This window comes from Nocardiopsis sp. TNDT3 (genome assembly GCF_003427465.1).
Lineage (GTDB): Bacteria > Actinomycetota > Actinomycetes > Streptosporangiales > Streptosporangiaceae > Nocardiopsis > Nocardiopsis dassonvillei.
Genome location: NZ_QPFC01001206.1, coordinates 1 through 4,929, shown reverse-complemented (window position 1 = coordinate 4,929; position 4,929 = coordinate 1). Strand labels below are relative to the sequence as shown.

Annotated in this window: 5 protein-coding genes and 1 pseudogene; 4 read left to right on the top strand and 2 right to left on the bottom strand. The window is 72.7% G+C overall.

Annotated elements, in window-relative coordinates; all coding sequences use genetic code 11:
• The coding region (locus DQW06_RS25890; protein ID WP_157983607.1) for an ion transporter at window positions 1-715 on the bottom strand (715 nt) is incomplete at its 3' end.
• A gap of 162 nt (window positions 716-877) precedes the next feature.
• Between DQW06_RS25890 and DQW06_RS25885 the strand changes: the two genes are divergently transcribed.
• Window positions 878-1,231 carry a hypothetical protein gene (locus DQW06_RS25885; protein ID WP_117199478.1) on the top strand — a complete coding sequence of 118 codons (354 nt, stop codon included), beginning with the start codon at window positions 878-880 and terminating at the stop codon, window positions 1,229-1,231.
• A gap of 75 nt (window positions 1,232-1,306) precedes the next feature.
• Here the strand turns inward: DQW06_RS25885 and DQW06_RS25880 are convergent, their stop codons facing one another.
• On the bottom strand, window positions 1,307-2,014 hold the full coding sequence (locus DQW06_RS25880) for a FadR/GntR family transcriptional regulator (protein WP_117199477.1): 708 nt from the start codon (window positions 2,012-2,014) through the stop codon (window positions 1,307-1,309).
• 313 nt (window positions 2,015-2,327) lie between these two features.
• Between DQW06_RS25880 and DQW06_RS25875 the strand changes: the two genes are divergently transcribed.
• From DQW06_RS25875 to DQW06_RS25865, 3 genes and pseudogenes are all read left to right on the top strand, one after another.
• The gene (locus DQW06_RS25875; RefSeq protein ID WP_117199476.1) at window positions 2,328-3,140 is read left to right on the top strand and encodes a (Fe-S)-binding protein; all 813 of its coding nucleotides are present in this window, start codon (window positions 2,328-2,330) and stop codon (window positions 3,138-3,140) included.
• A 199-nt stretch (window positions 3,141-3,339) separates the two neighbouring features.
• On the top strand, window positions 3,340-4,767 hold the full coding sequence (locus tag DQW06_RS25870; RefSeq protein ID WP_013153619.1) for a lactate utilization protein B: 1,428 nt from the start codon (window positions 3,340-3,342) through the stop codon (window positions 4,765-4,767).
• Window positions 4,764-4,929, top strand: a pseudogene (locus DQW06_RS25865) (lactate utilization protein C); the annotation flags it as partial. The gene DQW06_RS25870 and the pseudogene DQW06_RS25865, both read left to right, overlap by 4 nt.

The following is a 4,929-nucleotide window of genomic DNA, read 5'->3' as shown; positions in this document are numbered from 1 at the left end:
GGAGAGCGGCGCCGCCGCCCCCGCCACCGCCGCCGCTCTCCTCGTCGTCCTTCTCCAGGGCCTCCACGGCCACGGCGATGAACAGGTTGAGCGCCACCAGCGTGGACACCAGCACGAAGACCACGAAGAACACCCACGCCATCGGCTTGTGCTCCATCACGTCCTTGGCGATGGTGCCCCAGCCGTCCGCGGTGGCGATCTGGAACAGGGTGAACAGCGACGCGGGCAGGTCGGCGAAGTACTGCGGCGAGACGTCGGCGAAGAGTTCGGTGGCCATGACCGCCGACACGTACAGCAGCAGTACCACCAGGAACAGGATGGACATCATGCCGGGCAGGGCCCGGAACAGGCCGGTGACGACGTGGCGCAGGGTCGGGATCACCGACAGCAGGCGCAGCACCCGCAGCACGCGCAGGACCCGCAGCACCGAGAAGGGGCCGGAGGCGGGCAGCAGCGCGATGCCGACGATCACCAGGTCGAACCAGCTCCAGGGGTCGCGGAAGAACTCCCGCCGGTGGGCGTACATCCTCATCCCCAGTTCCAGGACGAACAGGGCGAGGATGGTCAGGTCGACGGCGCGCAGGAGGCGGCCGTAGGAGTCCGTCACCCGGGGTGAGGTCTCCGCGCCGAGGATGACGGCGTTGACGAGGATGAGGGTGATGACGCAGGCCTGGAACCAGGGGGCGTCGACGATGACTCGAACGCGCTCGCGCACGACAGAGGGGGCTCCGTTCACATATCGGACAGCGCGGCAGAAGCCTACCGTGCGTCACCTCGCCCGGTTTCACACCCGCCTCTCCCCTCGCATCAGCCCCTGGCGTCCTCCGGTCGGAGCGGGCATGATCGGAGTGGGGAACCGAGCGTGAGGGGGACGCCGGTGACAGAGTCAACCGAGGGCTTCGACGAGTTCGACACGGGGGCCTGGGACCCCGGCTACGACGACGACGTGGACGCGGACACGGACGTGGGGGCCGCGGACCAGGACTCCGCGGTGGCCGACTTCCTGCGGTACTTCCCGGAGGGCCACCGGATCGAGGAGATCGAGGACCACGACGTCCTGGGCATCGACGCGGAGCTGGGCCAGGAGATCCCCGAGCAGGCGCCCGAGGCCGCCGGGGAGCGCCCGCCGACCGCCCGGCGCGAGGACCTGGCGCGGCTGCTGCGGGCCGAGGAGTTCGCCGACAGGATCCGCGACCGCGGCGGGCGACCCGGCCGGTCCGAGGGGCGGTGACGCGGTGAAAAGGCGGCGCGGCGAAACGGTGACGCGGTGACGCGGTGACGCGCCGAAGTGGTGGCGCGGTGGCGCTCAGTCGGCCAGTTCCGCGCTGAGCCAGCGCTCCACGCGCAGGACGTGCACGGTCGCGGCGGCCCGGGCGGCGTCGGGGTCGCGTGCCACCAGGGCCTCGTGGATGCGCAGGTGGTCCTCGCGCAGCTTGGCGGTGAGCCCGGCCTCCCGGTGCCCCGCCCACACGCGGGCGTGGAAGGTGCGCGAGGACAGGCCGTCGTTGACCGCGGCCAGGGTGGCGTTGCCGGTGCTGGCCACGATGGCCTGGTGGAAGCCCAGGTCGGCGGCGACGGTGTCGGCGCCGGAGGTGTCGTCCCCGCCCTCGATCCGCTCCAGCAGGGCGCCGATGCGGTCGAGGTCCTCGTCGCTGGCGCGCGCGGCGGCCAGGGCGGTGGCGGCGGGTTCGAGCATGCGCCGCACCTGGAGGACCTCCAGGAGGGTGTGCCCCTGGGAGACCTCGGCCAGGACGGAGAAGGTCTCCAGCAGGTCGGCGGGGCGCAGCGCGGTGACGTAGACGCCCGCGCCGTGGCGGGACTCCAGGACGCCGAGCGTGGTCAGGGAGCGGATGGCCTCGCGCATGGAGCTGCGGGACACCCCGAGCTGCGCGGACAGGTCGCGTTCGGTGGGCAGGCGCTCCCCCGGTCCGACCCGCCCGTCGGCGATCATCGCCTTGATCCGGTCGGCGGCGCGCCGGGTGACGGTGGTGCGCCCGGCGTCGGGGTCGCTCACGGAAGATCCCTCCAGTCTGCGCGGTGGCCCGGGTCGTCCGTCGGCCCGACGGGGCCGGGACGGGTGCGGGAGCGGGGCTGGGTTCTCACGTGTCCCGCGTCACCACCACCGCCAAGAGATCATACCAATTTTCCATCCCCTCGCCCCGCATCACCCTTTTCGCTCCCTTTCTTGCCCAGATGCTTCCCGGCGTGCGAAAGTGGTCCGACCACCCCAGGCTCGTGGCGAGCAGTTCCGCCATGGCAGCGCACCGCGTGGGCCGACCCGGCGGGTCCGCACGCGCGCGCCGGTCGGCGGGGCACGAAGGAGGCACATGCGGATCGCGCTGTTCATCACCTGCGTCAACGACACACTGTTCCCCGGCACCGGACGGGCGGTCGTGCGCCTCCTGGAGCGCCTGGGGCACGAGGTGGTCTTCCCCGAGGGCCAGACCTGCTGCGGGCAGATGCACTACAACACCGGCTACCGGCGCTCGGCGAGCCGTCTGGCCGTGCGCTTCGTGCGCACCTTCGAGGGCGCCGACGCCGTCGTGGTCCCCTCCGCCTCCTGCGCGGCCATGGTCCGCGACAACTACCCGCGGCTGGGCGCGAGCGGGAGCCGCCTGTCGCGCAAGGTGGCCGACCTCGCCCCGCGCGTGTACGACCTCACCGAGTTCCTGGTGGACGTGCTCGGCGTGACGGACGTGGGCGCCTACTACCCGCACAAGGTGGCCTACCACCCCACCTGCCACGGGCTGCGCATGCTCGGCCTGGGCGACCGCCCCTACCGACTGCTGCGCGCCGTGCGCGGCCTGGAGCTGGTGGAGCTGCCCGGGGCCACCGAGTGCTGCGGCTTCGGCGGTACCTTCGCGGTCAAGAACGGCGACGTGTCCTCGGCCATGGGCGCGGACAAGGCCCGCCACGCCGTGGAGACCGGCGCCGAGGTGCTGTGCGCGGTGGACAACTCCTGCCTGATGCACATCGGCGGCACCTTGTCTCGGCAGCGGTCGGGGATGAGGGTGGCGCACCTGGCCGAGATCCTGGCCAGCACCGAGAAGGAGGGCGCCCACGGGGTTCTGGAGGGGGCGGAGGCGGATTCCCGTGGGAAGAACTGCGCCGCAGGCGTCGATTGGGGCGGTGGCGGGTGACGGGCGGGCACGAGCGAATACGCCGAAGGCACCGAAGGTTCCCGTTCTCCGGGCGCCCGAACAAGGAAGACACCGCGCCGCAGGCGTCCGTTGAGGGCGGTAGCCCGTCCCGACGCGCAGCGTCCCCGACGGGCGATGGCGGGCGACGGGTGGGCCGAAGCGAAGCGGAGGTCCAAAGAGACGAGGAGGGCGCATACCGATGAGCGCGACGTTCCTGGGCATCCCGCCCTTTCCCGAGGCCGCCGCGGGCGCGGTCAACGACGCCCGCCTGCGGCACAACCTGCGCAGGGCCACGCACACCATCCGCGACAAGCGCGCCTCCGTCGTCGACGAGCTGCACGAGGACTGGCAGCGCCTGCGGGCGGAGGGCGCCGCGGTCAAGGAGCACACCCTGCGCCACCTGGACCACTACCTGGAACAGCTGGAGGAGTCCGTCCACCGGGCGGGCGGACGGGTGCACTGGGCCTCCGACGCGGCCGAGGCCAACGAGATCGTCACCCGGCTGGTCCGGGACACCGGCGAGACCGACGTGGTCAAGGTCAAGTCGATGGCCACCCAGGAGATCGAACTCAACGACGCCCTCGCCGCCGCCGGGATCACCGCCTACGAGACCGACCTGGCCGAGCTGATCGTGCAGCTGGGCGAGGACCTGCCCTCGCACATCCTGGTCCCCGCCATCCACCTGGGCCGCGCCCAGATCCGCGAGATCTTCCTGGAGCAGATGGCCGAGTGGGGCGTGCCCGCGCCCCGGGGCCTGACCGACGACCCCCGGGCGCTGGCCGAGGCGGCCCGCGTGCACCTGCGCGAACGCTTCCTGCGCACCCGCACCGCGATCTCGGGGGCCAACTTCGCGGTGGCCGACAGCGGCACGCTCGTGGTGCTGGAGTCGGAGGGCAACGGGCGCATGTGCCTGACACTGCCCCGGACGCTGATCTCCGTGGTCGGCATCGAGAAGATCGTGCCGACCTGGTCGGACCTGGAGGTGTTCCTCCAGCTGCTGCCGCGTTCCTCCACCGGCGAGCGGATGAACCCCTACACCTCCACCTGGACCGGGGTGACGCCGGGCGACGGCCCCCAGGAGTTCCACCTGGTGCTGCTGGACAACGGCCGCACCGACGTGCTGGCCGACACCGTGGGCCGCCAGGCGCTGCGCTGCATCCGCTGCTCGGCGTGCCTGAACACCTGCCCGGTCTACGAGCGCACCGGCGGGCACTCCTACGGTTCGGTCTACCCGGGTCCGATCGGCGCGATCCTCACCCCGCAGCTGCGGGGGATGTCCTCGCCGGTGGACGAGGCGCTGCCCTACGCGTCCTCGCTGTGCGGGGCCTGCTACGAGGTGTGCCCGGTGGCCATCGACATCCCCGAGGTGCTGGTGCACCTGCGCGAGGAGGTCGTGGAGCGCTCCGGGCACGCGGGGGAGAAGGCGCTCATGGCGGGCGCCGAGGCGGTGCTGTCCTCCCCGCGGACGCTGGGCGCGGTCCAGCGGGCGGCGGGGCTGGGGCGCCGCGCGGTCCCGCGCCACCTGCCGGGCCTGGCGGGGGCCTGGACCGACACCAGGGACGTGCCCGACGTCCCGGCCGAGTCCTTCCGCCAGTGGTGGGACAGGCGCGAGGGGGAGGGCCGATGAGCAGCCGCGAGCGGATCCTGGCCAGGGTCAGGAGGGCGCTGGCCGACGTGCCCGCCGACGAGTCGCCGGTGCGGGAGCCGGGGCGCGGCTACGCCGACAGCCACGACGCGGGCCCCTCGTTGGAGGTGCTGGAGGACCGGCTGCTGGACTACCGCGCGCTGG